The organism is Kitasatospora sp. NPDC059408, assembly GCF_042751525.1.
Classification (GTDB): Bacteria; Actinomycetota; Actinomycetes; order Streptomycetales; family Streptomycetaceae; genus Kitasatospora.
Window position 1 is genome coordinate 26,636 of record NZ_JBHYWI010000013.1, and the last position, 26,112, is coordinate 52,747.

A 26,112-nucleotide genomic window follows, 5' to 3' on the forward strand; every position below is an offset into this window, starting at 1 on the left:
CCCCCAAAGATCACGGAGGGGGTGCGCCGATGCGGCCGCTGCTGCTACTCGACGTCGACGGGCCGCTCAACCCCGCCGCCCGCAAGCCCCACCGCCGACCCGCCGGCTACGAGACCCACCGGGTCCTTACTCCCCGCTGGGAGGCCTCCGAACGGCGGCGGCTCACCGAGTGGGGGCTTCCCAACAAGGCCCCCAAGCCCCTCCGGCTCTGGCTCAACCCGGACCACGGGCCCCACTTGACCGCCCTCCCCTTCGACCTCATCTGGGCGACCACCTGGGAAGACGAAGCCAACGCCTTCATCGCCCCCGTCCTCGGGCTGCCCGAACTCCCCGTCATCACCTGGCCCGAACCCCGGCCCACCCCACCCCGCGGCGTCTTCTGGAAGACCCCCGAGATCGTCGCCTGGGCCGAGGGCCGCCCGTTCGCCTGGGTCGACGATCAGATCACCGACGCCGACCGCGACTGGACGGCCGCCCACCACGACGGCCCGGCCCTCCTCCACCGCGTCGACGACCGAACCGGCCTGACGACCGACGACTTCGCCACCCTCCGGCAGTGGGCGAATCAGCTCACAGGTGACGCGTAGCCAGCGCCAGCCGCTCCTGGGCCTCGAACAGCGCGTCGCGGATCATCTGTTCGCGCCCCGGCGTGAGCCGCGCGAGCGGGACGGAGCAGCTGACCGCGTCCCGGGCCGGCGTGCGGTACGGGACGGCGACGGCGTAGCAGCCCAGGCCGAGCGTGTTCTCCTCCCGGTCCGTCGCGTAGCCGCGCTCACGGACCGCTCGGAGGTCGTCGAGCAGGGCCGCCCGGGTCGTGTGGGTGTGGTCGGTCAACGGCTCCAGGCGCTCGGGCAGCAGCCGCCCGATCTCCTCGTCCGACATCGTCGCCAGCAGCGCCTTGCCGAGGGCCGTCGCGTGGGCGGGCAGCCGACGGCCGACGCGGGTGAACGGGCGGAGGTAGTGCTGGGAGGCGCGGGTGGCGAGGTAGACGACGTCGGTGCCGTCGAGGCGGGCGAGGTGGATGGTCTCGGTGGTGTCGTCGGCGAGGCGGTCGAGGGCCGGGCGCGTGGCGGCGACGGCTTCGTCGCCGTCGATGTAGGCGGTGCCGACGAGCAGCGCCCGCACCCCTATGCCGTACCGGGTGCCCGTCAGGTCGGTCTCCACCCAGCCGAGGTCGACCAGCGTGCGGAGCAGCATGTAGAGGCTGCTCTTCGGGTAGCCGAGGGCCTCCTGGACGTCGGCGAGGCTGTGCAGTCCGGGGCGCTCGGCGAAGTACTCCAGCACCTCGATCGTGCGGACGGCGGACTTCACGCCCGCTGCTGCGGCGGCGGTGGCGGAACTCGGCTGCGCCATAGGGGTCCTCCCTGTTCGCGTGCGCGTGGACGGCGAGAGCAATATAGCCGCGCCGTCAGCGCCGAAACCGGCGGCGCGTTCACATCCCTGAACTTCGTCCAGACTCTTGACTGGGACACGCCCACGGCCGTGTCATGGTGAGCGGTCCCCGCACGACGCAACACGACGCAGCACGATTTCCCCCGCCGCCTCCAGAGCCGAAGGACCGTCATGAAGCGCTTGCTCACCGCCCTGTGCGTCTCCCTCGCCCTCCTCGCCACCGCCCCCGTCCAAGCCAGCGCCACCACCGCCGCCACCACCTCCATAGAAGCGAAGACCACCGACGCAGCCTCCTGGACCGGCGACTTCACCGGCTACGGCAGCAGCACCTGGACCAGCGCCTGGGGCACCCTCACCAAGGGCAAGTGGGGCCAGCAGAACCTCAGCCTCGTCAACGACCCCGCCGCCCCCGGTGACGGCTCCGCGCTGCAGGTGTTCTACGGCGCCGGGTCCTCCGCCAACTCCTGTTCCGACTGCCCCTCCAGCGGCGGCGGCCAGTTCTACACCGACCTCCCCACGCTCGGTCTCGGCGACCTCGCCAACTCGCCCACCCTGGACCTGAAGTACAGCCTCAAACTGCCCGCCGGCTTCGACTTCGGCAAGGCCGGCAAGCTCCCCGGCCTGTACGGCGGCTCCCCGGGCGAGGCGTCCGGCGGCAACCACGGCAACGCCTGGTCCACCCGCTACATGTGGCGCAACCCCGGCTCCGGCGCCGGCGACGGCGAGGTGTACCTCTACACCCCCACCAACTCCGGCCCCACCGGCTACGGCGTCGACCTCGGCCTCGGCTCCTGGCAGTGGCCCGCCGACGGCGCCTGGCACAGCGTCGAGCAGCTCGTCGACCGCGGCAGCGGCGACGTCACCGTCTGGCTCGACGGCGCCCAGGTCTTCACCCAGCCCGGCGCGGGCGCCCCGGACCTCGCCTCGATCCCGTTCAGCGGCGTGTTCTTCTCCACCTTCTACGGCGGCCACGACACCTCGTGGGGCCCGTCCACGGACCAGTACGCGTACTTCGCGCACTTCAGCCTCGCCACCGGCGTCCAGCACTGACGGCAGCCGGAGCCGGCCCCCGGCCACGAACGCCGGGCTGAGAACGCGCGGTCCGAGGCGCCCCGGCCGAGAGCGCGTGCGGGCCGGGAGGCGCCGCACCACCTCCGGGTCGGAGCTCGCGGCGCGAGGACGCGCTCGTCAGCCGCGAGCAGCCCCGGGCCGTGGGAAGTCCCGGTGATCCGAACGAGTGGACTCGCCGGGGTGGGCGGCGGGGACGGGCGGGACGGGCGGGCCGCCGTGGTGAATGGTGCCGTCCGAGCCCGTGACCCCCTGGAAGAGGCGCCCCGACGTGCGACGCACCCACTACCGCAGGCTGTTCGCCACGACGCTGTTCGTGGCCTCCGTACTCGCCCCCGTCGCGGCCGCTCCCGCCGCAACGATCGCCACCGCGACCGTGCCCGCCGCAGCCGTCGAGCACTGCCACCACGGCGTGTGCCCCGGTTCCACCCTCGGTCCCGAGTTGACCGCTCGGCTGGACGCGAAGATCGAAGAGGTGCGCCGGCAGGCGGGCATCCCCGGGGTCGTCGTCGGACTGTGGATGCCCGGCAAGGGCGACTACGTCCGCGCGACCGGCGTCGCCGACAAGACCACCGGCGCGCCGATGGCCCTGGACTCGCGGATCCGGATCGGCAGCGAGACCAAGACCTTCACGGTCACCGCGCTGCTGGAGCTCGTGGACGAAGGCAGGGTCGGGCTCGACGACAAGATCTCCGACTACGTCGACGGCGTGCCGTGCGGCGACCGGATCACGCTGCGCCAGCTCGCCGAGATGCGCAGTGGCCTCTTCCCGTACACCTCGGACGCGGGCTTCGCCCACGACCTGGAGAGCGATCCGACCCGTGCCTTCACGCCGCAGGAGGTGCTCGCGTACGGCTTCAAGCACGACAACACGTTCGGGCCGGGCGAGCAGTTCCAGTACTCCAACAGCAATCTCATCCTGCTCGGCCTCGTGGTGGAGAAGGTCACCCGGCGGCCGCTCACCGACGTGATCCACGAGCGGGTGGTGCGGCCGTCGCACCTGCACCACACGTTCCTCCCCGGCGGGGCCGAGTTCCCGGAGCCGCACCCGCGCGGTTACACGGATCAGACGCCGACCGGCGCGACCGCGGACGCCACCGACTGGAACCCGAGCTGGGCCTGGGCGGCCGGCGCGATGATCTCGGACCTGCCGGACCTCCGCCACTGGGCCGAAGTCCTCGCCACCGGGCGCCTGCTGAGCCGCGAGACGCAGGCGCAGCGGCTCACGACGTTCCCGACCGGGTTCCCCGGGACGAGCTACGGCCTCGGCATCTTCGACACCAACGGCTGGATCGGCCACAACGGCTCGATCCCCGGCTACGAGACGGTGACCATCTACCTGCCGGCCCAGCGGGCCACCCTGGTCATCATGATCAACACCGATTCCAAGACCGGGGGTCAGGAGCCCTCCACCCTCCTCGGCCGCGCGATCACCGCCATCGTGACCCCGGACAACGTGTACGACGGCGCGGCCACCGCGGGCTGAGCGACCAGGGGGCGTGCAGCGGCCGTCGGCCGGTGCACGCCCCCGGCCACGCGCCCTTCGTGCGGGGTGCTGTCGCAGCCGGTCACGGACGCGGGACCGTTCGTCACGGCCGCTCCGGCCTGGCCGTCCGGGCGTTGCCCGGTGATCCGCAGGGGCGGAGAATGAAGCACGGGGTGTGTGCCTCAGCCTCAGGAAGGGAGCTTCCGATGGCCTGGCGTATCGAGGGCACGTATTTCGAGAACTGCAATTGCGACATGGTCTGCCCCTGCTCCACCTCCGGCCTCTCGGCTCCGGCGGACTACGACCGCTGCCGGGTGTTCCTGGCCTTCCACGTCGGTTCCGGCCGGGTCGACGACGTCGACGTGAGCGGTCTGACGGTCGCCGTGGTGGCCGACACCCCGCCGCTCATGAGCGAGGGCGGCTGGCGGATGGGCGTGATCATGGACGCGGCCGCCTCGCCCGAGCAGGCCGAAGCGCTCGGGGCGGTCTTCTCCGGTCAGCGCGGCGGCCCGATGGAGGCCCTCGGGCCGCTGGTCGGGGAGATGCTCGGGCTGGAGGTCGCCCGGATCGACTACGCCGAGGAGGGCCGCAGCCACCGCGTGCGGATCGGCGACGCGGTCGACATCGAGGTCGAGGACTTCGTCTCTCCGCTCGACGCGACCGGGAAGGGCGTGCGGGTCAGCGGCGTGGGATTCCCCGCGGACACCCTCGCGGCCGGAACCGCGACGAGGTCGCGCGTGAACGCCTTCGGCCTCGAGTTCGGAAACGAAGGGAAGAACGCCTTCTCGGCGCCGTTCTCCTGGGCGGCCTGAATGTCCGTCCAGACCGCTCGACGGGCCGTCGTCCCGGCGAGCCGGGCGGCGCTGTTCGCCGCGGCGGCGCTGGCCTGGGTCCTGACGGTCCGCAGCTCGTCGGGCATGATGCCCGGACCGGGCACGATGGGGCGCGACCTGTGGGGGTTCCTGGTCCTGTGGGGGCTGATGATGGCCGCGATGATGCTTCCCTCCGTCACGCCGGTCGTCTCGTTGTACCTGCGGACGCTGCGCGCCCACGCGACGGGCTGGACGCGCGCGGGCCGTAGCACCGGTCTGGTCGTCGGTTACCTCGCCGTGTGGGAGGCCTTCGGGCTGGCCGCGTTCGGCGCGGCCTGGGCGGGCGGTGAACTCGCCGCCAGGGCGCCGAGCGCCGCGCCCTGGGTCGGCGCCGTCCTGCTGGCGGCGGCCGGCCTGTACCAGGTGACCCCGCTCAAGGACCGCTGCCTGAGCCACTGTCGCTCCCCCATCGGGTTCCTCATGCACTTCGGCGGCTACTCCGGGCGGCTGCGCGACCTGCGCGTCGGCCTCTACCACGGCGGCTACTGCGTGGGCTGCTGCTGGGGCCTGATGGTCGTCCTGATCGCGGTCGGCGTGATGAACCTCGCCTGGATGGCCGGTCTGGCCGCGGCCGTGTTCCTGGAGAAGACCTGGCGCCACGGCAAGGCGTTCAGCCTCGTCCTGGGGGCCGCCCTGATCGGCTACGCGTGCTTCGTGCCCTGGAACCCGGGCCTGGTCCCGGGACTGCACATGTCGTCGGCCATGCCCATGTGAGCGGACCTCCGGCGGAGGAAGGGACCGGAGGAGGAAGGGACCGGAGGCGGGCGGGCACCGATGAGGGCCGAGGTGCACCGCCCGCCGCCCGTCCCGGTCAGTCCTGTGCGGAGACGCTCGACAGGTAGGCCGCCGCCTTGTCCGGGTCGAGGAGCCAGCGCTCCCAGTCCCCGGGGTCGTTGAAGCCGTTGGCGAACCGGTCGGCGACGGCGGGGAGCCGGCCGGCCACGGCGATGACGTTCGCGACGTACTCGGGCGCCGGGTCGAGCATCGCGTTGGTCCACTCGGTGACGGCGCGCGCGTCCTGCCAGAAGCGGTCGAAGGCGGCCTGCATGAACCCGCGGTCGAAGGGCCGGTCGCCGTGGGCGAGGATCGCGTCGAGGTAGACGGCGGCGCACTTGGCGGCGTTGTTGGAACCCTGGCCGGTGATCGGGTCGTTGGTGACGACGACGTCGGCGACGCCCAGCACCGCGCCGCCACCGGGCAGTTCGCCGACCGGACGGCGGACGACCGGGGTGATGCGGCCGACCAGCGTGCTGCCCGCGTCGGTCACCTCGATGCCGTTCAGAGTCCGCTCGTACTCGCCGGGCACGAAGGTCCGCATCAGGTCGACGATCCCCCGCAGGACCTCGTCCGGCTCGGTGACCCCGCCGAAGACGTCCGCCGGTCCGCCCGGGAGCGCCTCCCAGAGCAGGACGTCGCATGGGCCGGCCGCGGTCAGCGCGGGCAGGACGAAGAACTCGCCGGCCTCGGGCACGAGGTTGAAGCCGACGACGGGGATGTCGTGCCCGGGGCGCGGGCCGAGCCCGTCCACGTACGCGGCGGCGAGGGCGCGCCGGGGCCGGTCGAACGGGGAGCGGTCGGCGTCGCGCTCGAAGAGCGAGGCCAGTTCGCCCTTGCCGACGGCGACGAGCACCAGGTCGTAGGCGGGGGCGAGCCGGTCGAGGTCGGCGACCGTGGCCTGCCGCACCTCCACCCGGCCGCCGCGCGCGGCGAAGGTCTCCAGCCAGGTGGACATCTTGAGCCGCTGGTCGACGGACTGCGCGCTGCCGTCCAGGCGGCCCACCCAGTCGATCGCCCGCGCACCGTCCGGGCCGAGGACGGTGACGCCGATGCCCTCGATCTGCGGTGCCTCGCCCGCCCAGAGGTCGAGTCCGAGGACGCGCTCGGTGCGCAGCGCCGCGTCGAACATGCACTGGGAGGACATCACCCGGCCGTCGCGGATCGCGTCCGCCGGGCGGTCGGTCATCACGGTCACGTCGTAGCCGTGGGACTGGAGGCCCAGGGCGAGCTGGAGGCCGGCCTGGCCGGCGCCGACGATGAGGATCGTGCGCATGCTCCCCGCTTTCCTGCCGTGCGGCGTGAGCCGCGCGTCATGACTGGCGTGTGACTTTCCGTGTCTGGATACCAGGCGGCCCGCGCCGCGTCCACACCCCCGGCACGCTCCGTGCAACCCGGCTGACGCTCCGCCACGGACCCGCGCCTCCGAACGCCCGTGCACGAACCGGACGTTCACGACTCGTCATCTGCAATGGGAACCGTTTCCAAACAATCCCCCATCGGATGGTCAATCTCTCGTGTAACCGGAGGGTACGACGTCGCAGGTCAGGCAGGGTGATCACATGAGAAGCAAGAACTCCTCCGCCGCAGTGCGCATGCCAAGGAAGACGTCCCGCCGGACGCCCTTCCGCGCCCTGCCGCTGGTCGCGCTGGCCACCGCCGGCGTGGTGATATCCCTCGGCACCGTCGTGCCCGCCTCCGCCGCGACGTCCCGGGTGGACCTCAACGTCCTCGTCGTCACGGACGGCAACCCCTGGGTCGAGGGCATCCGCAAGCAGCTGGTCTCCGAGGGCGTCCCGACGACCGTGGTCGACCTCACCAGCGCCAACCGCGCGACCATCTCGGCGGCCTTCCTCGCCGACACCCTGGCCGACGGCACCCCGCACGGCCACTTCGAGGGCGTCGTCCTGCCCAGCGACTCCCCCGGTCAGCTCTCCGCCGCCGAGCTCTCCGCCCTCACCGGCTACGAGGCCTCGTACCACGTGCGGCAGGTCGACTCGTACGTCTGGCCCGGCGCCAACACCGGTCTGAGCGCCCCCGCGTGGACCGGCTCGATGGACGCCACCACCGCCACCGCGAGCGCCTCCGCCCGCGGCGACGCCTTCCGCTACCTCAACGGCCCCGTGTCGTTCGAGGGCACCGCCGGCGGCAGCGGCTCGTACGGCGCGCTGCCCACCGCGCTGCCCGACAACGCGGCCACCGGCTCGCACTTCGAGCCCTACATCACCGAGACCATCCCGGGCACGTCGACGCAGGGCGTGCTCGCGGGCGTCTACACGAGCGGCGGGCGCCAGCAGCTCGTGCTCACCTTCGCCTACAACTACTACCAGCAGCAGTTCCAGCTGCTCGCCCACGGCATCGTCGACTGGGTGACGCGGGGCGTGCACCTCGGCTACTGGCGCAACTACTTCTCCGCCCACATCGACGACCTCTTCAACGCCAATGCGCGCTGGAGCCAGAGCGGCAAGTGCACGCCGGGCGAGGGCGACTGCGCGGCCGGGGTGCCGAGCACCAACCCGCTCCGGATGACGGCCGCGGACGTCTCCACGGTGGTGAACTGGCAGCAGCAGAACAACTACCAGCTGGACTTCCTGTTCAACGCCGACCCCGGCCTCGAGTACGCGCAGGCGCAGGGCGGCACCGACCCGCTGAGCGTCGCGCTCCTCGCGAACAAGAACAGCTTCATGTGGCTCAACCACACCTACGACCACGACTTCCTGGGCTGCGTCCAGGACTTCTCGGTCATCCCGTGGCGGTGCCAGACCGACGCCTCCGGCGCCATCCAGTACGTCGACCAGGCCACCATCGACGGCCAGATCGCCCAGAACATCCAGTTCGGCCTGGCCAACGGGCTGCCGTTCCGGCCCAACGAGCTGGTGGGCGGCGAGCACTCCGGCACGTTCAGGCTGCCGCAGCAGCCGAGCGACAACCCCAACTTCCTGACGTCGCTGGCCGCCAACAACGTCCAGTGGCTGGGCGTCGACGCCTCCCGCGAGACGGGCCAGCGCCAGATCTCCTCCGCGCTGGGCGTGCCGCGCCACCCGGTCAACGTGTTCTACAACGTCTCGACGCAGCAGGACGAGGTGAGCGAGTACAACTGGCTCTACACCTCGAAGGCGAACGGCGGCAGCGGCAACTGCGAGGCCAACCCCGCCACCACCACCTGCATCTCGCCGCTGGACCTCAACACGGCGTGGTCGAGCTACGTCCTGCCGCTGCAGACCGAGATCACCCTCGGGTACGTGCTGTCCAACGACCCGCGGCCGTTCTTCATGCACCAGTCCAACCTGACGGACGACCAGCTGGCGCTGCAGACGATGAGCGGCATCCTGTCGGCCTACCGCACGTGGTTCACCACGGACACCCCGGTGGTCAACCAGACGCTCACCGACGCCGGGACCGTCCTCAAGAACCAGAACGCCTGGCAGCAGACCCAGAACGCGGGCTCGGTCACCGGGTACGTCCAGGGCGGCGTCGTCACCGTCAACGGCCCGGCCGGCACCACCGTGCCGGTCACCGTCCCGGCCGGCACCACCGTCACCGGCGGCGGCGCGTTCGGCGCGGCGTACGGCGGCGAGCAGTCCGCCTACACCGCCCTCGGCACGACGGCCACCGGCCTGACCCTGCCCACCGCCGTGTTCGGCACGGTCGCCGACTCCACCCCGACCGGCCTCGGCGCGGAGCTCGCCTCCTACGCCAAGGGCTCGCCGCACGACGTCCGCCGCACCGGCGACGCGATCGTGATCACCGACCCGACCGGCAAGCACGTCCTGCCGAAGCTCGCCGGCAAGCCGGAGGAGCAGCTGCACATCGGCGACCACCACCACAACCCGTACAACGTGCTGCCGCCGAACCTGAAGAAGAAGTAACGCCTCAAGCAGGCTCCCTGCGGCCCGCGTTCGCGCGGGCCGCAGTGGTCGCTCCCGCCGTCCGCAACGCGGGCGAGGCCAGGCCCGCCGCTGCCGCCGCGCCTCCGAGGACGGCGCACAGCGCGAGCGCGCTCCTCGCCCCGGCCGCGTGGGCGAGGCCGCCCAGCACGTTGGTCGCCGGCACCAGCGCCGCGCTCTGCACGAGCGTCAGCGCGGACTGCACGCGCGACAGGTGCGACCCGGGCGCCGCGCCCAGGACCAGCGGGCCGACGTGGCAGGCGAACAGGCTCGACCCGGCGCCGACCACCACCGCCGCGAGCACGGCCACCGCGGGGACGGGAGCCGCGGCGAGCGCGCCGGTCCCCACGCCGGCGACGGCCAGGCCCAGGCTCGCCCCCACGCCGGTCCGCCGCAGGGGACCACGGCGAGCGGCCACCAGCGCGACCGCGAGTACGCCCGCGCTCTGCCCCGCCCCCACCAGACCTGCGGCCCCGGGGCCCCAGCCGGCCGACCGGGCCAGCAGCGGCCCGAGCAGCGAGACCACCGGCAGCAGTCCGGCCGCGGCGGCCGCCGTCAGCAGCAGCGCCGGGCGCAGCACCGGATCCCTGGCCACCAGCCGGACGCCATCGGCGATGCCCGCGGCCAGGCCCTCCCGCCGCGACGGCCGTTCCTCCTCCGCCATCGGACGCACCCGCACCATGACGGCGAGTACGGCCGCGAAGGTGCCCGCGTCCACCAGGGCCGCCCCGCCCAGGCCCGCCGCCGCGACCAGCGCCGCGCCGATCGGGGCGCCGAGCAGCGCCGCCACCTGGCTGCCGGCCTGCTGGAGGGCCATCGCCCGGGGCAGTTGCTCGGGGCCGACGAGGCGGCGCGGCATGGAGCCGGTCGCGGGGAGGTAGAACGCGTCGACCGTCCCGGTGACGGCGGCGAAGGCGATCAGCATCCAGACGGGCGCCGCCGACGCCCCGCTCGTCGCGGCGAGCCCGAGTGCGGCGGCGAGCATGACCGCGTCCCCGGCGATCATCACGCGGCGGGCGCCGGCGCGGTCCCCCACGGCCCCGCCGAGCAGGAGGAGGACGGTCCGGGGCAGGGTGATCGCGGTCAGGACGAGGGCCGCCGTCCGGCCGCCGTGGGCGCTGGCCGCCCACCCGAGGGCGAAGGTCAGGGCCGCGTCGCCGGCCAGTGAGGCCCGGGTGCCCGCGAGCCAGACCAGGTAGGGCCGGGGCAGAGCCGGTCGCCGTACGGGCGGGACGGGCGGGACGGGCGGGACGGGCGGGACGGGCGGGACGGGCGGGACGCGCGTGGTGCCGATGGTTCGCATGACGGGCGACCGTAGGGCCCTCCAGTTGGTCGAGGGCAAGCCGAGAACGAGCCGCCGGGGCCGCCGGGGCCGGCACCGCCACCTCCACCGTCACCGGCGGCGGCGGACGACGGCCAGGAGGACGAGCGACGCGGCCTGGATCGCGGCCACGACCGCGACGAGCGCGGGGATCGACGTCTCGTACAGGGCGCCCGTCAGGACGCCTCCGGCCAGGGTGGCCGCGCCCGTCACGGCCGCGAAGACGCCGTACGCGGTGGCGCGGTTGGGGGCCGGGACGAGGTCGGCGATGGTGGCGCGGAGCGTCGCCTCGCTGAGGCCGGTCGCCGCGCCCCAGAGCAGTGCGCCCGTGACCGCCGCCGCCAGGGTGTCCGTGAACGCCAGGGCCGGGACGGCGGCGGCCAGGGCCGGGAGCGCCAGCAGGACGCGCGGGCCGACGCGGTCGTACAGCCACCCGGCCACCAGGGCCGCCGCCGCGTCGGCGAGCATCGCGCCCGCGTACAGCACCGGGATCAGCGAGACGGAGAGCAGGTGGCGCTGGACGAGGTGGTAGGAGAGCAGGCCGAAGGTCGCGAAGCCCGTCATCGTGGTGGCCGTGAAGGCCGCGTAGACCCAGAACACCCGTGGCAGGCGGCGCGATCGGGACCGCTCCCGGCGGGCTTCGGGCACTGCGGCGGGCTCGTACACCGCCGGGTCGGGCACCCGGGTGCGCAGCCACCCGAGCAGCACCAGGACGGCCGAGCCCGGGATCGCGAGGACGCCCAGCGCCGGGCCGTACCCGCCGCCCGCCGCCAGGACCCCGGCGACGGTGAGCGGCCCGACCACCGCGCCGACCTGGTCGAGCGCCTCGTGGACGGCGAAGCCCCGGCCGCGGCCGGTCGCGGCGGTGGCGTGCGAGAGCAGCGTGTCCTTGGCCGGGGAGCGCACCGCCTTGCCTACCCGCTCCGCGACGACGAGCACGCAGGCCGGCCCGAGCGCCCCGACGACGCCGAGCGGCGGCACGGACAGCACGGTGAGCGCGTAGCCCGCGATCGTCAGCGCCCAGAAGCGCCCGGTGCGGTCGGCCAGCGGCCCCGACACCAGCCGCAGGCCCAGCGCCGCCGCCTCCCCGGCGCCCGTCACCGCGCCGACCACCACGGCGGAGGCCCCGAGCGAGGCGAGCAGCGGGCCGGTGACCGACCGGGCGCCCTCGTACACGAAGTCCGCCAGGAGGCTGATGATCCCCCACCAGACGACGAACCGCCACGGTCGCATCGGGGCGCTCCCTCCGGTCCCCCGGTCCCTGGTCACCCGCTGACGATCCGCCGTCCGGTGACGCCGTCCGGCCGGATCCGCACCCACAGCGGCCGGTCGCCGCCCGCCCACGGGGCCGAGCCCGGCAGGCCCGCGAGGTGCCGGAGCTCCTCCTCGTCCGTGACGTGGTGCGCGGTGCCGAGCACGAGGACGGTCCAGCCGCGGCCGAGGTACTCGTCGAGGTGGTCGACCTGGAAGGACGCCTCCACGCCGTCCTCCGGGTCGGTCACGCTGCCGGTGGCCGTCCGGTACGCGAACGAGCCTTTGTCCACGACGTAGTTGACCGGGAACACCACCGGGCCCGGCCGCACCGGCAGGCCGACCCGGCCCACCCCGTGGGTGCCGACCAGCGCCCAGCACTCGGTCTCGCCGAGGTCGAGCAGGCGCGGGCGCGGCCCCGGCGCCCCCTGCCCGGGCGGGGCGTCGGCGCGCCCCTCCACGAGGACCTCCCGGGTGGTTCCGAGCACGGCGGCGATGCGGACGAAGCCGCCCGGGTCGAAGGCGGGGCCGGCCGTCAGCAGGTGGCGCAGGTAGTTCGGCGCCATCGCCGCGCGCTGCGCCAACTCATCTTCGCTGATTCCGAGTTGCTCACGCCTTTCGGCGATCCTGCGGGCCGCGGCGGCGGCGTCGGGCTCGGCGGCTGGGGTGTCGGTCACGGTGGCGGCTCCTCGGCTGGGCTGGTCCGGACGGGCCCCGGCCCCCTCGGCTCCGGCGGGGCCCTCGGCACTGGCGCGGGCCCATCCAATCGCCCGGCCGCCGCCAAGTCGAGCACGGCCGGGCCACCGTGCGTGTCGCCGGCCCGGCCCGCCCCACCCACCGCCCGGTGGACGCGCCTTGATCCGATTCCCGTCGAACTGCGATCATCTGACCTGATGCGTAATCAGGTTCGGTTCGAGCACGGGGAGAAGAGATGTCCATGATCGTAGTGACGGGTGCCACCGGCACGGTCGGCTCGAAGATCGTGACGGGGCTGCGCGAGCGCGGCGAGAGCGTCCGCGCGCTGCTGCGCAATCCCGCCGAGGCGCCGGCGGAGTGGGACGGCGGGGTCGAGAAGGCCGCCGCCGACTTCTCCGACCCGGCCTCGCTGGACGCGGCGCTCGCCGGCGCCGACGTGGTCTACCTGCTGGTCGCCGTCCACCCGGACATGGCCGGCCACGAGCGGAACGTGATCGACGCGGCAGTGCGCACCGGCCGCCGGCCGCGCGTCGTCCTGCACGCCGCCGCGGGCATGGAGCAGCGCCCGGCGGGCGTCCGGTTCGTGGCCTCGCACGTCGCGGGCCTGGACCACCTGCGGGCGAGCGGCCTGCCGTGGACCGTGATCGCGCCGAACGGCTTCTATCAGAACTTCCTCGGCATGGCGCAGAGCGTGCGGGCAGGCCGGCTGGCCGTGCCGGGCGGCGAGGGCGCGGTGTCGTACGTCGACGCGCGGGACGTCGCCGCGGCGGCCGTCGAGGTGCTGGCGACGGAGGGCCACGAGGGTGCCGTCCACACCCTGACGGGCCCGGCGGCGCTCACCCACGACGCCCTCGCCGAGCAGCTGGGCGCGGTGGCCGGCCGCACGGTGCGGTACACCGCCGTCGCCCCCGACGCCGCCCTCGCCGGCATGCTCGACGCCGGCTGGGACCCGTGGCGCGCCGAGGGCATGGTCGAGCTCTACGGCCTGTACGCGGCCGGGCACGCCTCCGCCGTGAGCCCGGACGTCGAGAAGCTGACCGGCCGTCCGGCCCGCTCCTTCGCCGAGTTCGCCGCCGAGCACGCCGGGGCCTTTGCCGACTGACCCAACGTCGGCTGATCCCACGTCGGCTGACCCCACGTCGGCGGGCCGCCGCCGTCGCCCTCACCCGGACGGCCGACGGCGGCTGCTCCGCCCGTGTGATCACCGCCACTCCGGACCGCCCCGGTTCACCGCCGGTTCAGCGCGGGCGGAAGATCTGTTCACCTCCCCCGTCTAAATTCTTCACCCCGGGGATCACCAGGCCCCCGGAACCCGCGTCCGAGCGCGGGCCGTGAAGAACGAGGGGAAACGAAGAGATGCTCCAGCGGAACCGCCGGTCCAGCAGCCTTGCCCTGAGTGCGGTGGCACTGGTGGGCGCCCTGTCGCTGACGGCGTGCGGCAGCGACGACAACAACCCCGCCCCCGCGGCGAGCGGTTCCCCGGCCGCCGCCGGCGCGTCGATCAGCTGCGGCAAGAACGGCTCGCTCCTCGGCGCCGGTTCCACCGCGCAGGGCCCCGCGATCGACGTGTGGAAGAACCTCTACGCCGCGTCCTGCTCGGGCACCACCGTCAACTACAGCGGCGGCGGCTCCGGCGCGGGCGTCCAGCAGTTCAACCAGGGCAAGGTCCAGTTCGCGGGCTCCGACTTCGCGCTCAAGCCCGCCGACGTCGACGCCTCGAAGGCCGTCTGCACCGGCGGCAAGGCGATCGACCTGCCGATGGTGGCCGGCCTCGTCTCCCTGGTCTACAACGTCGACGGCGTCGACAACCTGATCCTGGACGGCCCCACCGCCGCCAAGATCTTCGACTCGCAGATCACCAAGTGGAACGACCAGGCGATCGCCGCCCTCAACCCGGGCGCCAAGCTGCCGGACGCCGACATCCAGTCCTTCCACCGCTCGGACGACTCCGGCACCACCTTCAACCTGACCTCCTACTTCGCCAAGACCTCCGGCGGCGCGTGGAGCGCCGCGCCGGACAAGGCGTGGAAGGGCAAGAACGGCCAGTCCGCCAACGGCAGCGCCGGCGTCGCGGCCCAGATCAAGCAGGTCAAGAACTCGATCGGCTACGCCGAGCTGTCCTACGCCCAGACCAACAACCTGAAGAGCGCCCAGATCAGCACCGGCGCCGCCAAGCCCGCCGCGGCGACGGCCGCCAACGCCGCGCTCACCCTCGCCTCCTCCACCGTCGTGGGCACCGACGGCGACCTCGCCCTGTCCCTCGACTACGCCACCAAGGCCGACAACGCCTACCCGATCGTCCTCGTCACCTACGAGATCGTCTGCGACAAGGGCAACAAGGCGGACACCCTCGACACCCTCAAGGGCTTCCTGACCTACACCGTCAGCGACGCCGCCCAGAAGGCCATCGGGGACAAGGGCTACGTCCCGCTGCCCGCCGCCATCGGGGACAAGGTCAAGGCCGCCGTCACCAGCCTCGGCTGACCCGCGCCCGGCACACGTCCGACCGGCACCCGCCGGCCCCGCAGCAAGGGGCCGGCGGGTGCCGCCGTCTTCCCTCCGGGAGGCATCGGCGGCAGGCTGGTCCCGGGAGGGTGACATGACGTGGATCGGACCCAGCACGGCCCCCGAGGTGACGGTGCCCGACGTGGTCGGGCTGCTCGTGCCCCAGGCGCGCAAGGTCGCGGGGGAGGCGGGCCTCGCCATCGCCAGCGGCGATCCGGACGGCCCGCCCGTCAGCGCGCTGACCTGGCCCGGTGTCTGGGTCGTCACCGGCCAGCACCCCGCCCCCGGTGCGAGGATGCGCCGCCACGGCTCGATGGTGGTCGAGTTCGCGGAAGTGCACGACGAGAACGGCCCGCGGCGCCCGCGCTGACGGCAGGCACGAAGACTCCCCCTTCCTCCCTCGGGAGGTGCCACCGGGAGGAAGGGGAGGCCTGGGTGCGCGGACGCTCAGGCGTGTCCGCGCGTGGCGCCCGGCGGGACCGGCACGGTGACGGCCCAGCCCGCGGCCAGCGAGTCGACGAACTCGCCCAGCAGCTGGCCGACGTGCTGCGCCACGGCCCAGTGGGTCACCAACTGCTCCCGCGGGGCGTCGAGTTCGCGGTGGACGGCGGTCGGCGCGGCCTCGCAGTACTCGCGCTGGAGGCGCAGCCGGTCGCGCAGGTCCCCGGAGCGCTTGCCGGTGATGACGATCGTGGGCACGTCGGCGCGGGGCAGCCGGCCCTCGTGCCGCAGGAAGCGGGCGCGGGCGCCGCGCCACTCGCGCCGGACGGCCGCGCAGGTGCGGGCGTCGGCGTCGAGGCGCAGGACGACGCCGTCCGGGGACGCGCCCGCGGGGCCGGTGTCGACCCGGCCCAGCGGTTCCCCCGGGTGGGAGGGGTCGACGAGCCCGAGGGCGAGCACGTGGCCGGGCAGGCGGCGGGCGGCGGTGGCGGCGAGGTAGCCGCCGAGCGAGTGGCCGACGAGTACGACGGGCCGCTCGCCGGCGACGTGGCGGACGAGGTCGGCGAGGTCGGCGGCGGCCGCGTCGATGTCGAAGTGCCGGCCGCCGGTGTAGCTGCTGCGGCCGTAGCCGGCGCGGTGGTACGTCACGACCGGTCCGGTGGTGGCGAGTTCGCGCAGTAGCCACTCGGCGTGGCCGGCCCCGTCGCCGAGCGCGCCGTCGAAGACGACGAGCGGCGCGGACGGGTCGGCCGGGGCGTCGTCCGGCGGCCGGTGCACGCGGTACGCGAGCACGTTGCCCGCCGTGGTGGTCATCGTCCGCTCGTCGCCGTGGGCCGCCGGCGCGGCGCGGCGCCGCCGTACGGCCTCGACGGCCCCGCCCACCACGACCCCGGCGAGGACGGCGGCGGCGAGGGCGGCGGAGCGGCCCAGCACGGGGGACGAGGAGGCGGCAGGCCAGAAGCGGTGCGGCAGACGGGCCATGGCGGAGGTCCCTTTCCCGGTGCTGGCGGAGCGGAGGTGATACCGGCCCGGGGGCGCCCCGACCCCGCCGACGGGGGTACGGCAGGACGGGGCGCACCCGGGGTCCGGTGGCGGCGACCGGTGCGCAACGAGGCGCGGGTGGCTCGGTCGCGTCCGGCGCCGGGCACCAGCATTCGCTAACCGCTGCCGCACTGTCAACTGGTATGGATCAACTATGTCCTGACGTTCATCCTGGCTGAATCCGCCGGGGCGGCGAAGTCGTCGCCGCAGGGGCGCACGGAGCTGCCGCTCGCGCCCGGCGTCGGCTTCCGGCACCGCTCGCCCGCGCCCGCCGGGAGCCCCGGCCACCACTCGCCCGCGCCCGGCCGGGCGCTCGCCCGCCCCCGCCGGACTCAACGCCCCGGCAGGGCCCGGCCGTTCCCCGGCGCCGGGGGCATCCGGAGCGTAACGATTCGTCAAGGCCCGTTCCGCTCCCTGTCGGACGTCACACCCCGGGCGCATACTGTGCTCCGCGGCTCGCACCCGTGCGACAGGGCCACTCCGGTCCCGGCGCGGGCTGCGCCGCGGCGGGGGAGGTCGCAGTACCGTGGCGATAGTCGTACTCATCCTGGTCCTGGCCCTGTTCTGGCTCGTCACCGGCGTCCGCGTGGTCCAGCAGTACGAGCGCGGGGTCGTCTTCCGGCTCGGCCGCGTGCGCAGCCGGGCCCGCCAGCCCGGGCTCACGCTCCTCATCCCGGTCGTCGACCGGATGCGCAAGGTCAACGTCCAGGTCGTCACCATGCCGGTGCCCGCGCAGGAGGGCATCACCAAGGACAACGTCTCCGTCAGCGTCGACGCCGTCCTGTACTTCCGGGTCATCGAGCCGATCAAGGCCACCGTCGACGTCCAGAACTACAGCTTCGCGATGCTCCAGGTCGCCCAGACCTCGCTGCGCTCGATCATCGGCAAGAGCGAGCTCGACGACCTGCTCTCCGGCCGCGAGCAGCTCCACCGCGGACTGGAGATCATGCTGGAGAGCCCGGCCACCGGGTGGGGCGTGCACATCGACCGGGTGGAGATCAAGGACGTCACGCTCCCCGAGACCATGAAGCGCTCGATGGCCCGCCAGGCCGAGGCCGACCGCGAGCGCCGCGCCCGCATCATCACCGCCGACGGCGAGTTCCAGGCCGCCGCCAAGCTCGCCGAGGCCGCGACGACGATGGCCGAGACCCCGGCGGCGATGCAGCTGCGCCTGCTCCAGACGGTGGTCGAGGTGGCCGCCGAGAAGAACTCCACGCTCGTCCTGCCGTTCCCGGTCGAGCTGCTGCGCTTCTTCGAGGCCGCCGCCGCCAAGGCCTACGCGGCCGTGCCCGACTCCCCCGCGGACGGCGCCTGAGGACCGGCGTCCGCCGCTCTCACGGACGGACCATCGGCAGCAGGACCTCGTCCACGATGGCCTCCGGGTCCAGCCGGACGGGCGCGCCGCCGCACATCTTGAACCGGTAGAGCATCAGCGCCGGGACGACGTCGATGACCAGCGGCGTCACCGCCGCCGCACGGACCTCGCCGCGGACGGCGCCCCGGGAGAGGACCTCGGCGATCAGTCGGGTGGTGGGTTCGACCACGCGCACCAGCACGATCTCCAGGAAGGCGTGCGCCCGCTCGTGGTCGAGCTCGCTCATGACGGCGCGCACGGCCGCGCCCGACTCGCTGAACATCGCCGTCCGCAGCCGGGTGACCACCTCGACGAGGTCCCCGCGCAGGCTGCCGGTGTCCGGGGCCGGCCCGGCCGGGGGCAGGCTGGCGCGCAGGGCGTCCATGACCAGCTCCTCCTTGGACGACCAGCGGCGGTAGAGCGCCGCCTTCCCGGTCTGCGCCGCCGCCGCGACGCCCTCCATGGTGAGCCGCGCGTAGCCGTCCGTGACGAGCTGCCGGAGCGTGGCCCCGAAGATCGCGCTCTCCAGCACCTCGCCGCGCCGGCGCAGCGGCACGGCGTCGGCCGCTCCGCGCGTGGCCTCGGGTTCGGCGGTCATGCCGGCACCACCTCTCCGCTGTCCCGGATCCACCTCCGAGTTTAGTGAACGAACGCGTTCTCTCCTACTGGGCCGCTTTGACGCGTTCGCGCCTCGCGGTGCGCTGCGGACCCCTATGCTCGCCGGATGGAGTCGAACGGGACCTTACAGCCGTGCGAAGTACTGGTGGCCGGCGCGTACTTCGCGGACCTGGTGTTCCACGGGCTGCCCCGGCCGGTCGAGCCCGGCGGCGAGGTGTTCGCCGACGGCTTCGCGTGGGTGCCCGGCGGCGCGTACACGCCCGCGATGGCGCTGCGGCGACTCGGACGCGACGTCGTCTGGAGCGCCGACTTCGGCACGGACGCCTTCAGCGCCCAGGTGCTGGCCAGTGCCCGCCGGGAAGGGCTGGACGCCTCCGCGTTCCGCCACCACCCCGTCCCCGTCCGGAGCGTGACCGTCGCGATGGCCTACCCCGGCGACCGCGCGATGGTCAGCTTCCAGGACCCGGTCGCCCCCGCGCCCCTCGTCCCGCTGCTGCGCCGGTACCGTCCGCGCGTCCTGATGGTGCCCCAACTGCGCTGGGACGACGACATGGTGGCGGCCGCCGGGGCCGCCCGGCGGCTCGGCACGCAGGTGGTCATGGACTGCCACGACTCCCCCGCGACGCTCGACGACCCGGCGGTCCGCCGCATCCTGTCGCTGGTCGACGTCCTCACCCCGAACGCCGCCGAGGCGCTGCGGCTGACCGGCGCCGCCGGGCCGGAGGACGCGATCGCCGAACTCGCCGCCCTGGTGCCGACCCTGGTGGTCAAGCGCGGCGCGGACGGCGCCACCGCGGTGCGCGGCGGCGAGCGCCACGACGTCCCGGCCGTCCCGGTGCGGCCGGTCGACACCACGGGCGCCGGGGACTGCTTCAACGCGGGCCTCGTCCACGGCCTCCTGGACGGCCTGGGACTGCCGGACTGTCTCGCGGCCGCGGTGGTCTGCGGAGCGGCGGCGACCACCGGCCCCGGCTCGGACGCGGCCCTGCGCGCCGACGAGCTCGCCGCCCTGCTGCCGTCGGCCGCCGTCCCGCACACCTGAGGTGAACACTTCACACCGCTGAGTGATCGTGCTAGCGTCCGGCGGATGTCACGGATGTCACCCGTCACAAGGGTTCTGGTCACCGATCTGGACGGCACCTTACTCGGCGGCACCCGGGAGGAACGCCGCCGCCTGCGCGACGCACTGGCCCGCCACCCCGAGGTGACCCTCGTCTTCGCCACCGGCCGGGGCCTGTCCTCCGTCCGCGACGTGCTGCGCGACCCGCTCGTCCCGCGCCCGCGCTGGATCATCGCCGACGTCGGCGCCACCGTCGCCGACGGGGCGGACTTCTCCCCCGTCGACCCGCTCCTGGAGCAGCTGCGCGCCGGCTGGCCGGGACCGGCCCGCATCCGCGCCGCGCTGCGCCGCTTCCCCGCCCTCACCTACCAGTTCGGCGTCGTCCAGGAGGGCCGCTGCTCCTACCACGTGGCCCCGGAGCGGCTCACCCGCGAGGTCACCGACGCCGTCCGGGCGCTCGGCTGCGGCTGGGAGTACTCGGCGGGCCGCTACTTCGACGTCCTGCCCGCGGGGGCGTCCAAGGGCAACGCCCTGCGGGCCCTGGCCGGGAAGCTGGGCTGGACGCCGCAGCAGATCCTCGTCGCCGGCGACTCGCTCAACGACCTGTCGCTGTTCAGGACCGGCGCACACGGCGTGGTCGTCGGCGGCGCCGAGACGGCCCTGCTCGACGCCGTCGCGGGGGACCCGCTGGTCCGCCGCCCCCGGCAGACCGGCGCCGCCGGGATCCACGCGGTGCTCCAGGACCTCGGCTGGGTCGGCCCCGATCCGGACCGGCCCCGCCGCCGGCACTCCGTGGTGGTCGCCTACCACCGGCCGCCGATGCACTGGACCGGCACCAGGTGGCAGCCGCCCAGCAGCCCCAACGGCATACTCCCGACCCTGACCAGCGCGTTCGCCGACGGCCTGCCGGGCGTGTGGGTCACCGCGCTGGCCGGCGGCGACCGCGAGGCCCCCCGCCCGCACCCCACCGGGCTGCCGCTGTCCCTCGTGCCGCTCAGCGCGGAGCAGTGGACCGGCTACTTCCACCGGGCGTGCAAGGAGACGCTGTGGCCGGTGCTGATGTCCGAGCCCGCGCGGTCCGTCCCCGACCGGCACGCCTGGGCCGCCTACCGGGCGGTGAACGCGCGCTTCGCCGAGCACATCACCGCCGAGGCCGCGCCCGGCGCCACCGTCTGGCTGCACGACTACAACCTGTGGCTCGTCCCCGGCCTGCTGCGCGGCACCCGGCCCGACCTCAGGACCGGGCTCTTCCACCACACCCCGTTCCCGGCCCCCGAGGTCTTCGCGGCCCTGCCCGTCGCGGCCGAGCTGCGCGCCTCCCTCGCCTGCCTCGACTGGGCCGGCTTCCACACCGACGCCTTCGCCGAGCGCTTCCGGCGGACGCTGGGGCAGCGCGCCCCGCGCACCGAGGTGCACCCGCTGGGCGTCGACCGGGCCGCCGTCGAACGGCTCGCCCGGCTGCGCAGGCCGAGGCCGCGCCCGGCCGCCGGGCGGGTGGTGCTCTCGGTCGAGCGCCTCGACTACGCCAAGGCACCGGTCCAGAAGGTCGACGCCCTGGACCGCCTGCTGGAGCGCCGGCCGGAGCTTCGCGGGCGGCTCGTCTTCCGGCTCGTCTGCCCGCCGCCCGAGCCCGGCATCACCGCCTACGACTCCACCCGCCGGCAGCTGGAGCAGCGCATCGCCGAGGTCAACGAGCGCTGGCAGCAGGGCCGTTGGCGGCCGGTCGACTACCTGCCGGGCAGCCTGTCCGCGGCCGCGGTCGTCGACGAGTACCTGACGGCCGACGTGCTGTGGGTGACGTCGTTCCAGGACGGGATGAACCTGACGGCCAAGGAGTTCGTCGCCGCCCAGACCGCGCTGCCCGCCCGCACCCCGGGCGTGCTGGTGCTCTCCCGGCACGCGGGGGCCGCCGCCGAGCTCGGCGACGCGGCCCTCCTCACCGACCCGCACTCGCCGGAGGACCTGAGCACCGTCCTGGCCCGGGCCCTCACCCTCTCCGCCGCCGAACGCCGGGCCCGGATGAACCGGCTCTCCGAACTCCTCGGCCGCGAACGGCCCGCGGACTGGGCAGCACGGATCGTGCGGGCGATCCGGGACTCCGCACCGGAGGCCCTCCCGGCCCGTACGGGTGTCAGTTGACCCAGTCGAGCCAGAACATGAAGCACCGCTGGAAGGCGCCCGGCGCCCCGGCGCCGAAGGTGACCACCATGGCCTGCCCGACGGCGACGTCCGTCGGGTCGACGCCCGGTGACCACGCGATCTTCGCGTCGATGCCCGGGATCGAGCGGAACGGGGAGTACGCGCCCAGGCCGCTGCTCGCCCGCCCGATGACCGCGCCGTCGCGGCGCAGCTCGGCCCGGCACAGCCCGGTCGGCCGCAGCTCGTAGCCGCGGGCCCCGACGAGGGCGGTGCGGGTGCGCGCCTTGCGGCGCGGGTCCCAGCCGCGGCTGCCCCGGACCGTCGGCACGTGGTGGCCGTTGACGGACAGGGCGCCGTGCTCGCGGTCCGGCACCGCCGTGACGGTGGGTATGCCGGCGCCGGTCAGGCGGACGATGACGGAGGGCCAGCGGTCGTGGCTGATCTGCAGGGGCCCGAACGGGCTGTCGGCCACGCGCTGTTGCGACAGGTTGACCTTGCGGCGCTGAGCGGGGGCGGACATGCGCGATCGACTCCTGGATCTGCCGTGGGGGTGTTTCCGGGCCCGGACAGGGCGGGGTGCAGCCTACAGCGCCGTTCGGCGGCCCCGTCGGCGGGCCGGGTCGCGCTCAGGTGCAGGCCGCGCCGGAGGCCTGCCGGTTCGCGGGGTCGACCATGACCGTCGGGACGATCGTCTCGTGCGGGAGCTCCTTGTGTTCGCGCAGCCGGTCGGCCATCTGCTGGACGGCGAGCGCGCCGACCTCGGCGCCCTTGATGAGGAGCGCGGCCCGCATCGCCGCCGGTCGGCCGGTCTGCCAGTCCTTGCAGGCGAGGTAGGCGCCGATGCCGATGCCGACGACGTTCTCCGGCCCGAAGCCGGCCTCGGCCAGGGCCTTGATGCCGCCTTCGACGTCCTCGTCGTTGCAGCCCCACACCACCCAGTGCCGGACGCCGGGGCTGGTGGACAGCGCGTAGGCGGTCCGCTTGCGGGCGTCGTCGACGGTGTTGGCCGCCCACACCTTCGCGTTCTTCAGGACGGCGCCGGCGTGGGCGGAGAACGCCTGTGCCGCCGCGTTCACCCGGTCGCGGCAGACCGGGATGTCGTCGTTCGCGACGGACAGCGTCCAGGTGTCGGCGGGCTTCCAGCCCGTCCTCCCGTACTCGATGGCCGCGCGTTCGCCGACCGCCGCGCCCATGGCGGCGCCGTTGAAGCCGACGCGCGGGACGAGTCCGTTGGAGAAGCAGGCACCGGGGTCGGGGTAGTCGGCGCAGAGCTGGTCGTCGGTGGAGAGCAGCGGGACGTCGGCGCGGCGGGCGAGGGCGACGAGGTCGGGGCCGACGGTCGGGTCGGGCACGACGGCGATGAGGCCGCCCGTCTTCCTGCCGAGGGCCGCCCCGGCCTCCTTGAGGGCGCGGTCACGGTCGTTGCCGAGGTCGACGACGGTCAGCTCGACGCCGAGCTGCGCCGCCCTGGCCCTGGCGCCGGCCGCCTCGTCGACGAAGTAGCCCTGGTCGCCCTGCTTCTGCAGGAAGGTGATGGTCAGCGGGCCGTGCGCCGCCGGGTCGGGCGGGTCCGCCGAACAGCCCGTCAGCGCGAGGGCGAAGGCGGCGACGCCGGACGTGCACAGGCGCAGGCGCATGGATGCTCCAAGGTGGGGGGCTTGGTGATTTGAACGTTCAAACACTCATAAACGAACGCGATCGAACGCGGCGGTGACAGGAAACGCCACGTTCACCCGCCCGTCAAGGCCTCGCGTCCGACGAACTTCGGGCCGATACCGGCTCGTTATCGTGCGGAACCTGCCTCTTGAGCCGGGCCGGGTGGAGCCACTAGCCTGCGCCTGCCCCTGTTGGGATCTGAGCCCCACCGGTCGCCTTCCGACACGAATCAACAAATTCCAACAGGCGCTCGCTCTGGCGACCCCCACCCACCCCCACCCTTGGAGCACCCATGCGCCCACGCATGCGCAGATCCCGACGACTCGCCGGCGCGCTGCTGTCGCTCGCCCTCGCGACCCCGGGCCTCGGCGCCCTCGCGCTGACCACGGCGACCCCCGCCGCCGCCCTCGACAACGGCACCGCCCTCACCCCGCCGATGGGCTGGAACTCCTGGAACTCGCTCGGCACCAACGTGACCGAGCAGCAGGTCAAGCAGACCATCGACTTCATGTCCGGCAACGGCCTGGTGGCGGCCGGCTACAACACCGTCACCATCGACGACGGCTGGTCGCTCTGGCACCGCGACGGCCAGAGCACCGACATCGTGCGGACGTCCTACGGCTCGATGCAGCTCTACGACGCCGCCGGGAACCCGGTCGCCGGCACCGACGGCACCGGCAACGACCCGACCTCCGGCCACCTCGCCCCGCGCCCGGACACCTTCCCCTCCCAGGTCGTCAACGGGCAGACCGTCAACGGCATCCAGTACCTCGCCTGGTACGCCCACAGCAAGGGCATGAAGTTCGGCCTGTACGGCACGGACACCTACCTGACCTGCCAGATGCACCCCGGCAGCCTCGGCCACGAGGCCACCGACGCGAGCGACTTCGTCTCCTGGGGCGTCGACTACGTCAAGTACGACGACTGCCCGTACGGCCCCCAGATCGTCGGCCCGGACGGCCACAACTACTACACCCAGGGCGAGGGCAAGGAACTCACCCAGTCCATGTACGCCCGGGTGCAGACCTTCCAGCGCGCCCTCGACGCCGCCTCCGCCGCGCAGGGCAGGCCGAGGGTGGCGCTCAGCGTCTCCGCCCAGCCGGTGCACACCGGCGTGCCGTACCTGCTGGGCGCCAACGACCCGGCCCGCACCGACCCGGTGATCCGGGCGGCCGGCACCCCGGCGTACCAGTCCCCGGGGTACGCGCCGACCGGCGTGTGGTGCGGGCAGGTCGCCAACCTGTGCCGGATCGGCGGCGACCGCGGCAGCGACCTGAGCGGCGTGCTCTACGGGCAGCAGCTGGGCACCGCGCTGCAGTACCCGGGCAACGTCCGCCCGGGCAGCTGGAACGACATGGACATGATGTTCACCGGCTGGCAGGACGTCTACGGCTCGTGGGGCGTCACCGACACCTGCGCGTGCCACAAGCCGTTCACCGACGACGAGTCGCGCACCGAGCTGTCGGTCCTGTCGATGATGGCCTCGCCCCTCATCTCCGGCGCCGACCTGCGCACCTACGCCGACGCCCAGCACACCGACGGCAGTACGAGCTGGTCCACCGGCATCCCCGCCTCCGGCCTGGCGCTCATGAAGAACGCCGACGTCATCCGGATCGACCAGGACGCGCTCGCCAGGCCGGCGACGCTGGTCGGCGCCCCGCCCACGAACGGCACCGCCCCGGTGGTCCTCAAGCGGCAGCTGGCGGGCGGCGACACCGCCGTCCTGCTGGTCAACCAGGACCCGAACAACTGGCAGACGATCGGCAGCACGCTCGGCTCGCTCGGCCTCACCGGCGGCTACACGTCCAAGGAGCTGTGGACCGGCGCCACCGGCACCGTCGCCTCCGGCGGCACCGTCGGCGGCACCTGGGTCGCCCCGCACGGCGTCGCGATGTTCCGCCTCACCCCGCAGGCCGCGTTCACGCCCGCGGCGGTGATCGGCGACGGCGCCTACCACGCGATCGGCGCGGGCGGCACCGGCGGCCAGGCGCTGGAGGTCCAGGGCACCTGCAGCGCCGCGGACGGCGCGGCCGTCGACGTCAACACGTGGTGGAGCACGCACACCTCGGAGCAGTGGAACTTCGCCGCCAATCCGGACGGCACGGTGCGCATCACCGACAACTGCTACACCGGCACCCAGGTGCACGGCACCCTCACCGCCCCCGGCTCGTCCGGCGCGGCCGCGTACGTCACCAACGGCTACGACCCGAACAACGCCCGCCAGAAGTGGCGGGTGCTCCAGAGCACCGCGACCGGCGCACTGACCGTCACCAACGTGGCCACCGGCCTCGCGCTCGCCGCCGCCGGCCCGGCGGCCGCCTCCGCCGTCGTCACCGTCCAGCCCGACCCGGCCGCGGCCGGACAGGCCTGGACGACCCTCTCCTGATCCACCGTCCGCTCCGACCCGGTCCCCACCCGCCCGCCGGGTGGGTGGGGACCGGGTAGACCGCGGCGATAACGGGAACGTCTCGAATTGACGCGAGCGCATCGAAGACCCTTGACGAAAGTCCGGGCGGGGAGTTTCCTGTCCGAGCACGTTTGATCAAGTTTG

Annotated in this window: 22 protein-coding genes; 13 read left to right on the forward strand and 9 right to left on the reverse strand. The window is 73.9% G+C overall.

Going from position 1 to position 26,112, the window contains the following annotated elements:
* The first annotated feature begins 29 nt into the window (after positions 1-29).
* Positions 30-587 (forward strand): hypothetical protein, encoded by a 558-nt coding sequence (locus ACFXDE_RS11450; RefSeq protein WP_380493162.1) that lies wholly within the window; start codon positions 30-32, stop codon positions 585-587.
* On the opposite strand, the gene ACFXDE_RS11455 is transcribed toward ACFXDE_RS11450, so the two are convergent.
* Positions 571-1,353: an IclR family transcriptional regulator gene (locus ACFXDE_RS11455; protein WP_380493165.1), complete on the reverse strand. Its 783-nt coding sequence runs from the start codon at positions 1,351-1,353 to the stop codon at positions 571-573. The genes ACFXDE_RS11450 and ACFXDE_RS11455 overlap by 17 nt on opposite strands.
* Before the next feature lie 210 nt (positions 1,354-1,563).
* Between ACFXDE_RS11455 and ACFXDE_RS11460 the strand changes: the two genes are divergently transcribed.
* The 4 genes from ACFXDE_RS11460 (at position 1,564) to ACFXDE_RS11475 (ending at position 5,532) form a co-directional block, all read left to right on the forward strand.
* Entirely contained in the window at positions 1,564-2,442 is an 879-nt protein-coding gene (locus ACFXDE_RS11460; protein ID WP_380493168.1) for a polysaccharide lyase, read from the forward strand.
* Positions 2,443-2,731: 289 nt separating this feature from the next.
* On the forward strand, positions 2,732-3,946 hold the full coding sequence (locus tag ACFXDE_RS11465) for a serine hydrolase domain-containing protein (RefSeq protein ID WP_380493169.1): 1,215 nt from the start codon (positions 2,732-2,734) through the stop codon (positions 3,944-3,946).
* Between the two features lie 206 nt (positions 3,947-4,152).
* Positions 4,153-4,758 (forward strand): DUF1326 domain-containing protein, encoded by a 606-nt coding sequence (locus tag ACFXDE_RS11470; protein ID WP_380493172.1) that lies wholly within the window; start codon positions 4,153-4,155, stop codon positions 4,756-4,758.
* On the forward strand, positions 4,759-5,532 hold the full coding sequence (locus ACFXDE_RS11475) for a DUF2182 domain-containing protein (protein WP_380493174.1): 774 nt from the start codon (positions 4,759-4,761) through the stop codon (positions 5,530-5,532).
* A 97-nt stretch (positions 5,533-5,629) separates the two neighbouring features.
* On the opposite strand, the gene ACFXDE_RS11480 is transcribed toward ACFXDE_RS11475, so the two are convergent.
* The gene (locus ACFXDE_RS11480; protein ID WP_380493177.1) at positions 5,630-6,868 is read right to left on the reverse strand and encodes a styrene monooxygenase/indole monooxygenase family protein; all 1,239 of its coding nucleotides are present in this window, start codon (positions 6,866-6,868) and stop codon (positions 5,630-5,632) included.
* Positions 6,869-7,154: 286 nt separating this feature from the next.
* Between ACFXDE_RS11480 and ACFXDE_RS11485 the strand changes: the two genes are divergently transcribed.
* Positions 7,155-9,461, forward strand: a complete 2,307-nt coding sequence (locus ACFXDE_RS11485) for a hypothetical protein (protein ID WP_380493179.1) — start codon at positions 7,155-7,157, stop codon at positions 9,459-9,461.
* 4 nt (positions 9,462-9,465) lie between these two features.
* Here the strand turns inward: ACFXDE_RS11485 and ACFXDE_RS11490 are convergent, their stop codons facing one another.
* From ACFXDE_RS11490 to ACFXDE_RS11500, 3 genes are all read right to left on the reverse strand, one after another.
* Positions 9,466-10,782 (reverse strand): MFS transporter, encoded by a 1,317-nt coding sequence (locus ACFXDE_RS11490; RefSeq protein WP_380493181.1) that lies wholly within the window; start codon positions 10,780-10,782, stop codon positions 9,466-9,468.
* Between the two features lie 90 nt (positions 10,783-10,872).
* On the reverse strand, positions 10,873-12,033 hold the full coding sequence (locus tag ACFXDE_RS11495; protein ID WP_380493184.1) for an MFS transporter: 1,161 nt from the start codon (positions 12,031-12,033) through the stop codon (positions 10,873-10,875).
* A 32-nt stretch (positions 12,034-12,065) separates the two neighbouring features.
* Positions 12,066-12,728 carry a pyridoxamine 5'-phosphate oxidase family protein gene (locus tag ACFXDE_RS11500; protein WP_380438759.1) on the reverse strand — a complete coding sequence of 221 codons (663 nt, stop codon included), beginning with the start codon at positions 12,726-12,728 and terminating at the stop codon, positions 12,066-12,068.
* Between the two features lie 254 nt (positions 12,729-12,982).
* On the opposite strand from ACFXDE_RS11500, the gene ACFXDE_RS11505 reads away from it, so the two are divergent.
* The 3 genes from ACFXDE_RS11505 to ACFXDE_RS11515 all read left to right on the forward strand — a co-directional run bounded on the left by ACFXDE_RS11505 (position 12,983) and on the right by ACFXDE_RS11515 (position 15,622).
* Positions 12,983-13,849: an NAD(P)H-binding protein gene (locus ACFXDE_RS11505; RefSeq protein WP_380493188.1), complete on the forward strand. Its 867-nt coding sequence runs from the start codon at positions 12,983-12,985 to the stop codon at positions 13,847-13,849.
* A gap of 254 nt (positions 13,850-14,103) precedes the next feature.
* Positions 14,104-15,231 (forward strand): phosphate ABC transporter substrate-binding protein PstS, encoded by a 1,128-nt coding sequence (gene pstS, locus ACFXDE_RS11510; RefSeq protein ID WP_380493191.1) that lies wholly within the window; start codon positions 14,104-14,106, stop codon positions 15,229-15,231.
* A gap of 115 nt (positions 15,232-15,346) precedes the next feature.
* Complete coding sequence (locus ACFXDE_RS11515) at positions 15,347-15,622, forward strand: PASTA domain-containing protein (RefSeq protein WP_380438753.1); 276 nt, start codon at positions 15,347-15,349, stop codon at positions 15,620-15,622.
* Positions 15,623-15,699: 77 nt separating this feature from the next.
* On the opposite strand, the gene ACFXDE_RS11520 is transcribed toward ACFXDE_RS11515, so the two are convergent.
* The gene (locus ACFXDE_RS11520) at positions 15,700-16,674 is read right to left on the reverse strand and encodes an alpha/beta fold hydrolase (protein ID WP_380493194.1); all 975 of its coding nucleotides are present in this window, start codon (positions 16,672-16,674) and stop codon (positions 15,700-15,702) included.
* A gap of 586 nt (positions 16,675-17,260) precedes the next feature.
* Here ACFXDE_RS11520 and ACFXDE_RS11525 point away from each other — a divergent pair.
* Positions 17,261-18,049, forward strand: a complete 789-nt coding sequence (locus ACFXDE_RS11525; RefSeq protein WP_380438749.1) for an SPFH domain-containing protein — start codon at positions 17,261-17,263, stop codon at positions 18,047-18,049.
* Between the two features lie 19 nt (positions 18,050-18,068).
* Here ACFXDE_RS11525 and ACFXDE_RS11530 read toward each other — a convergent pair whose 3' ends face one another.
* Positions 18,069-18,686: a TetR-like C-terminal domain-containing protein gene (locus tag ACFXDE_RS11530; RefSeq protein WP_380493196.1), complete on the reverse strand. Its 618-nt coding sequence runs from the start codon at positions 18,684-18,686 to the stop codon at positions 18,069-18,071.
* Between the two features lie 126 nt (positions 18,687-18,812).
* Here ACFXDE_RS11530 and ACFXDE_RS11535 point away from each other — a divergent pair, with 126 nt between their 5' ends.
* Both ACFXDE_RS11535 and ACFXDE_RS11540 read left to right on the forward strand, forming a co-directional pair.
* Entirely contained in the window at positions 18,813-19,748 is a 936-nt protein-coding gene (locus ACFXDE_RS11535) for a carbohydrate kinase family protein (RefSeq protein ID WP_380493198.1), read from the forward strand.
* A gap of 45 nt (positions 19,749-19,793) precedes the next feature.
* Entirely contained in the window at positions 19,794-21,905 is a 2,112-nt protein-coding gene (locus ACFXDE_RS11540) for an HAD-IIB family hydrolase (RefSeq protein WP_380493200.1), read from the forward strand.
* On the opposite strand, the gene ACFXDE_RS11545 is transcribed toward ACFXDE_RS11540, so the two are convergent.
* A complete protein-coding gene (locus ACFXDE_RS11545) occupies positions 21,898-22,425 on the reverse strand; it encodes a hypothetical protein (RefSeq protein WP_380493202.1) in 528 nt (175 codons plus the stop codon). The genes ACFXDE_RS11540 and ACFXDE_RS11545 overlap by 8 nt on opposite strands.
* A gap of 106 nt (positions 22,426-22,531) precedes the next feature.
* Positions 22,532-23,542 (reverse strand): substrate-binding domain-containing protein, encoded by a 1,011-nt coding sequence (locus ACFXDE_RS11550; RefSeq protein ID WP_380493204.1) that lies wholly within the window; start codon positions 23,540-23,542, stop codon positions 22,532-22,534.
* Positions 23,543-23,865: 323 nt separating this feature from the next.
* Here ACFXDE_RS11550 and ACFXDE_RS11555 point away from each other — a divergent pair, with 323 nt between their 5' ends.
* Complete coding sequence (locus ACFXDE_RS11555; protein ID WP_380493206.1) at positions 23,866-25,947, forward strand: glycoside hydrolase family 27 protein; 2,082 nt, start codon at positions 23,866-23,868, stop codon at positions 25,945-25,947.
* The last annotated feature ends 165 nt before the right edge of the window (positions 25,948-26,112 follow it).

Coding starts and splice junctions, on each gene's coding strand:
- ACFXDE_RS11450 (WP_380493162.1), top strand. CDS start 30: ATGCGGCCGCTGCTGCTACTCGACGTCGACGGGCCGCTCAACCCCGCC.
- ACFXDE_RS11455 (WP_380493165.1), bottom strand. CDS start 1,353: ATGGCGCAGCCGAGTTCCGCCACCGCCGCCGCAGCAGCGGGCGTGAAG.
- ACFXDE_RS11460 (WP_380493168.1), top strand. CDS start 1,564: ATGAAGCGCTTGCTCACCGCCCTGTGCGTCTCCCTCGCCCTCCTCGCC.
- ACFXDE_RS11470 (WP_380493172.1), top strand. CDS start 4,153: ATGGCCTGGCGTATCGAGGGCACGTATTTCGAGAACTGCAATTGCGAC.
- ACFXDE_RS11475 (WP_380493174.1), top strand. CDS start 4,759: ATGTCCGTCCAGACCGCTCGACGGGCCGTCGTCCCGGCGAGCCGGGCG.
- ACFXDE_RS11480 (WP_380493177.1), bottom strand. CDS start 6,868: ATGCGCACGATCCTCATCGTCGGCGCCGGCCAGGCCGGCCTCCAGCTC.
- ACFXDE_RS11485 (WP_380493179.1), top strand. CDS start 7,155: ATGAGAAGCAAGAACTCCTCCGCCGCAGTGCGCATGCCAAGGAAGACG.
- ACFXDE_RS11490 (WP_380493181.1), bottom strand. CDS start 10,782: ATGCGAACCATCGGCACCACGCGCGTCCCGCCCGTCCCGCCCGTCCCG.
- ACFXDE_RS11495 (WP_380493184.1), bottom strand. CDS start 12,033: ATGCGACCGTGGCGGTTCGTCGTCTGGTGGGGGATCATCAGCCTCCTG.
- ACFXDE_RS11505 (WP_380493188.1), top strand. CDS start 12,983: ATGTCCATGATCGTAGTGACGGGTGCCACCGGCACGGTCGGCTCGAAG.
- pstS (WP_380493191.1), top strand. CDS start 14,104: ATGCTCCAGCGGAACCGCCGGTCCAGCAGCCTTGCCCTGAGTGCGGTG.
- ACFXDE_RS11515 (WP_380438753.1), top strand. CDS start 15,347: ATGACGTGGATCGGACCCAGCACGGCCCCCGAGGTGACGGTGCCCGAC.
- ACFXDE_RS11520 (WP_380493194.1), bottom strand. CDS start 16,674: ATGGCCCGTCTGCCGCACCGCTTCTGGCCTGCCGCCTCCTCGTCCCCC.
- ACFXDE_RS11530 (WP_380493196.1), bottom strand. CDS start 18,686: ATGACCGCCGAACCCGAGGCCACGCGCGGAGCGGCCGACGCCGTGCCG.
- ACFXDE_RS11535 (WP_380493198.1), top strand. CDS start 18,813: ATGGAGTCGAACGGGACCTTACAGCCGTGCGAAGTACTGGTGGCCGGC.
- ACFXDE_RS11540 (WP_380493200.1), top strand. CDS start 19,794: ATGTCACGGATGTCACCCGTCACAAGGGTTCTGGTCACCGATCTGGAC.
- ACFXDE_RS11545 (WP_380493202.1), bottom strand. CDS start 22,425: ATGTCCGCCCCCGCTCAGCGCCGCAAGGTCAACCTGTCGCAACAGCGC.
- ACFXDE_RS11550 (WP_380493204.1), bottom strand. CDS start 23,542: ATGCGCCTGCGCCTGTGCACGTCCGGCGTCGCCGCCTTCGCCCTCGCG.
- ACFXDE_RS11555 (WP_380493206.1), top strand. CDS start 23,866: ATGCGCAGATCCCGACGACTCGCCGGCGCGCTGCTGTCGCTCGCCCTC.